Annotated in this window: 4 protein-coding genes, 1 tRNA gene and 1 pseudogene; all 6 read left to right on the forward strand. The window is 64.5% G+C overall.

Going from position 1 to position 4,307, the window contains the following annotated elements; genetic code table 11:
• Window positions 1-138: 138 nt before the first annotated feature.
• The gene (locus tag Y704_RS0108430; RefSeq protein WP_026549808.1) at window positions 139-963 is read left to right on the forward strand and encodes a phage holin family protein; all 825 of its coding nucleotides are present in this window, start codon (window positions 139-141) and stop codon (window positions 961-963) included.
• Window positions 964-1,004: 41 nt separating this feature from the next.
• Entirely contained in the window at window positions 1,005-1,628 is a 624-nt protein-coding gene (locus tag Y704_RS19865; RefSeq protein ID WP_081747494.1) for a CDP-alcohol phosphatidyltransferase family protein, read from the forward strand.
• The gene (locus Y704_RS0108440; RefSeq protein ID WP_026549809.1) at window positions 1,629-2,504 is read left to right on the forward strand and encodes a DMT family transporter; all 876 of its coding nucleotides are present in this window, start codon (window positions 1,629-1,631) and stop codon (window positions 2,502-2,504) included. It abuts the gene before it with no gap.
• Between the two features lie 57 nt (window positions 2,505-2,561).
• The gene (locus Y704_RS0108445; protein WP_026549810.1) at window positions 2,562-3,767 is read left to right on the forward strand and encodes a glycosyltransferase; all 1,206 of its coding nucleotides are present in this window, start codon (window positions 2,562-2,564) and stop codon (window positions 3,765-3,767) included.
• 86 nt (window positions 3,768-3,853) lie between these two features.
• Window positions 3,854-3,927: transfer RNA gene (locus Y704_RS0108450), tRNA-Ile, on the forward strand.
• Window positions 3,928-4,126: 199 nt separating this feature from the next.
• Window positions 4,127-4,307, forward strand: a pseudogene (locus Y704_RS24450) (acyl-CoA dehydrogenase); the annotation flags it as partial.

The raw sequence follows: 4,307 nt of genomic DNA on the forward strand, positions 1-4,307 counted from the left end.
CGACGCTGGACGATGCCCGCCAGCCGAAAAGCGAACGAATCCCGCAGGAAAGAACGGGGGCGGCCGATAGGCGCACCGGTGGTAATTTTAGGGTCAAGCTCGTAACGGTTACTTTCAACAGGAATGGAGGCGGGGCGCATGAGCAGCTCGGCTAGCACACGCGGCAGGCGGTCCACAGGATCGCTTTCCCTTTTTGGGCTCATCAGAATACTCGCGCGGCTCACCCCGCGGCAGATCAGCGACGAGTTCTCGCTCGCACTGGAGCAGATGAAGCAAAAGGGGATCAAGGCGGGCGTCGCGGCCGCGTTCCTCGTCGTCGCGCTGATCCTCGTCCTCTTTTTCGCCGTGGCACTCATCGTGGCGGCGATCCTCGGGCTCGCCACCATCCTGCCACCGTGGCTCGCCGCACTCGTGGTGGCCGCCGTCTTCCTGGTTCTCGCAGCGATTCTCGGACTCATCGGCGTCTCGCGGTTCAAGAAGGCACTGCCGCTGCTTCCTGAAGAGGCGATCCGCGGCGTCCGCTACGACCTCGGTGTGCTGAAGGAAGGCAGGAGCTTCAATCCTGCGGCACTGGACATCAGGAAGCCGAAGGACGACAAGAAGGACGACGCCAAGGATTCCGCACCGAAGAAGCCGACGCCGTCGTACGAGGAACTGCGTGGACGCTCCGGCGAGCGCCGCACCCACATCGCGGAAGCCAGGGACTCCCTCGGCACACGCGTGGATTTCAAGGCCCGGTACGCGAAGTTCCAGAACGACGCGAAGGCCAAGAAGGAAGCAAAGGCGGCGCAGGCCGCAAGTATCCGGGGCGGCGCCGCCGGCAGGGATGGGGTTGCAGCCGTCGCAGTGCAGAAAGAGGTGCCCCACAACATCTCGCTCGCCGACCGCTGGAAGCCGTTGAGCGTGCTCGCCGGGTCCGTGGCCGCCCTGGTGGTTTTCCTGAGGCGCCTGCTTTCCAGGTAGTAGTCAACCCGGTGCCTGCATAATGGACGAGGGAGGCAGTGGTGATCAGACTTATCGGTGCCGGAGCGCGGCCTGGAGTTCAGCATCCGGTGCTTGCGACGGCCTGGACCCTGCCGAATATCATCACGGTCATCCGCTTTCTCGGTGTACCCCTCTTCGTCTGGTTCATGGTGGAGCAGCAGTACGGCCCGGCCGTCGTCACACTGGTGGCCCTCGGCTCGACCGACTGGATCGATGGGTACCTCGCGCGCCGGTTGAACCAGATCTCAACGGTGGGGAAGTGGCTGGATCCGGTGGCGGACCGGACGGCGCTGATCGTGGTCGCCGCAACCTTCGTGGTGAACGGGATCGCGCCGGAGTGGCTTGTCTGGATCATCGTCGTTCCCGATGCACTTCTGATCCTCAACATGCTCGTCCTCTTCCGGCGCCCGAACCACCTGCCGGTGTCGAATGTCGGTAAGGTCCGCACCGCGCTGCTGCTCGTCGGGCTGCCGCTGCTCCTCCTGCACCGGGTGCCGGGCTACGAAAATCCGGGGCTCCTGCTGGCTGCGCACGTTCTGCTCGTTCTGGGGTGCATTGGGCACCTTCTCGCCTTCTACGGCTATTTCACGGAAGCCCACCGGCAGTACCGGCGCCAGGCGCGCGTTGATGGTGCTGCCGGCTGAATGACCTTCCTCGCGATCGTGCTGGCGCTGGTGGGCGCTGTTTTCCTCGCCTTCGGCGCGCAGCGGCAAGGCAGTGCCGTCCGTGCACACACTGGCGGTCTCGACCTCAACTCGGCAGGCTTCCTGCGGCTTCTGCGCCACCCCCGGTGGATCCTCGGCCTCATTCTGCTGGTCACAGGCACGGCACTCAATGTGGTGGCGCTGGCACTGGCGCCGCTGACCGTGGTGCAGCCCATCGGGGCGATCGCGCTGGTGATCACGACGGTCGTCAATTCCAGGGACCAGGGCATCCGGATCAACCGTCCTACAGTCGCCGCCATCGCCGCCTGCGTTTTCGGAAGCGCACTGTTCGTCATCCTTGCCGTCAACGTCACCCGGCAGAACCACGCGGTCGCCGCCGGGCAGGAACTCGTCGTGGTCCTGCTCCTGGCGATCGCCGTGGTTGCCTTCGGCAGCCTCGCCCTCCTGGGGAAACGCCGGCTCAATGCTTCCGCCTACATCCTCGGCGCGGGCGTGCTCTTCGGCTTCGTGGCCGTCCTGACCAAGATCATCATGACCCACGTGCTGGATCCGAACGGCCGGATCCTGCTGAACGTCCCGCTGTACACGGCGGTGGCGTTCCTGGCCGCGGTGGGACTCGGAATCTGGTTCGTCCAGAGCGCCTACGCCACCGGGCCCCCTGATCTCGTGATCGCCGGGCTCACTGTCATCGACCCGCTGGTCGGCATTGCGGTGGGAATCACGATCCTGGGTGAACTGCAGCCCGACGTGCAGGCGATCGCTGCGGTAGGCATGGCCTCGGCTGCTTTGGTTGCTATCGTTGGAGTCATCGCGTTGTCGCGGCACCATCCCGACGTGATGAGACGGCAGCGCTAGGAACCACGACGCCGGCACCTGCCCGCACGTTCGACAGACCTATGTAGGGGAACCCGAGTGAATCACCCGGCTGGACACAAGCCACTGACCATCCTGATCGCGGCCGACACCTATCCGCCGAACGTCAACGGGGCGGCTCAGTTCGGCTACCGGTTGGCCAGGGGCATGACCAAGCGCGGTCATGACGTGCATGTGCTCGCTCCGGCTACCGAAAGCGGTGCAAGCCACACCGAAGCTGGTGGTGAGTGGTCGGTGCACCGGCTGCGGTCCCACAGCACACCGACGCATGAGTACTGGCGAATCTGTCTGCCCTGGGAAATCCGCCGCGACGTGAGCATGCTGTTCGATCGGATTCAACCGGACGTGGTGCACATCCAGTGCCACTACATGGTCGGTGAGTACACGCTGTACGAGGCAGTCAAACGCGGCATCCGGGTGGTGGCGACGAACCACTTCATGCCCGAGAACGTGAACCCGTTCCTTCCCTTTCCCTCGTGGTTCAAGGAGATCGTCGCGAAGAACTCGTGGCGGGACATGGGCAGGGTCATGGGGAAGGCCGACGCCGTCACCACGCCGACGCCTCTGGCGGCAAAGGCGATGCACGATCACGCGTTCCTTCGGAAGGTATTGCCCGTGTCCAACGGAATCGACTCCTCTGCGTATGAGCTGAAGCCCGGCGAGGACATCGAGCCCCACCCGCATCCCACCGTGCTCTTCGTGGGCAGGCTTGCGGAGGAAAAGCACATCAACGTCCTCATCGACGCGATCGCCAAAACGCCCGTGGAACTCAACGTGCACTGCGAGATAGTGGGCGGGGGAGAGGTGAAGCCCGCTCTCCAGGCCCAGGCTGCGAGGCTGGGACTCGGCGGTCGGGTGAAGTTCCTCGGCCTCGCCAGTGACGAGGTACTGCGCATCGCGTACCTGCGGGCCACCCTGTTCTGCCAGCCCGGTACGGCCGAACTGCAGTCGCTGGTAACCCTTGAGGCGATGTCGGCCTACACCCCGGTGCTGCTGGCGGACGCCATGGCGCTGCCGCACCTGGTCGACGGCGGCGAGAACGGCTACCTCTTCCCGCCCAATGACAGTGATCAGCTCGCCGCCCGGATCACTGAGCTTCTCGGCCTCCCCTCCGCGGATCTGGAGCGGATGGGCAAGGCAAGCCGTTCCATGGCCGAGAAGCACGACATCAACGCCTCGCTGGCAACCTTCGAGGCCCTGTATTACGGGGCACTCACCGAGGACCTCCTGGCAGAGTACATCTAGCACACTGGGGCAGGGCAGGCAGCGGCTACAATAAACGAGCGGTCGGGCGTCCTGCCTCCCTGTGGGGCAGGGGCCGGCCGCCGCAGGGGGCTGTAGCTCAGCTGGTTAGAGCAGCGGACTCATAATCCGTTTGTCCTGGGTTCAAGCCCCAGCAGCCCTACCCCTGGGAGCCCCGGGAATCTTCGAGATCGGATGCTCGAATATTCCGGGGCTTCCGTTGCTCATCGGGTCTTCACTGGCGGGCTAAGTTACCGGCGGGTAACATGTTGTGCAGCGGTGTCCTTCCCTGGCCCCGCGCACAGGACCATCCCGGGCTACGTGAAGAACTGGTCGCAGGTGATCAGAGTGAAGGACTACCCATGAGCACGCAAGCCATCGACCTCGACAACCTGCCCTACGCGGACGGCGACTTCTTCTCCTTCGAAGAGCTGCTCTCGGACAAGGAACGTTCCCGGCTCGCGGAAGTGCGTGCCTGGCTGACAGCGGAAGTGCGGCCCCACGCCGTGGGGTGGTGGAACGAGGGCTCATTTCCCCAAAGTC

The organism is Arthrobacter sp. Br18 (assembly GCF_000520555.1).
Lineage (GTDB): Bacteria > Actinomycetota > Actinomycetes > Actinomycetales > Micrococcaceae > Arthrobacter_D.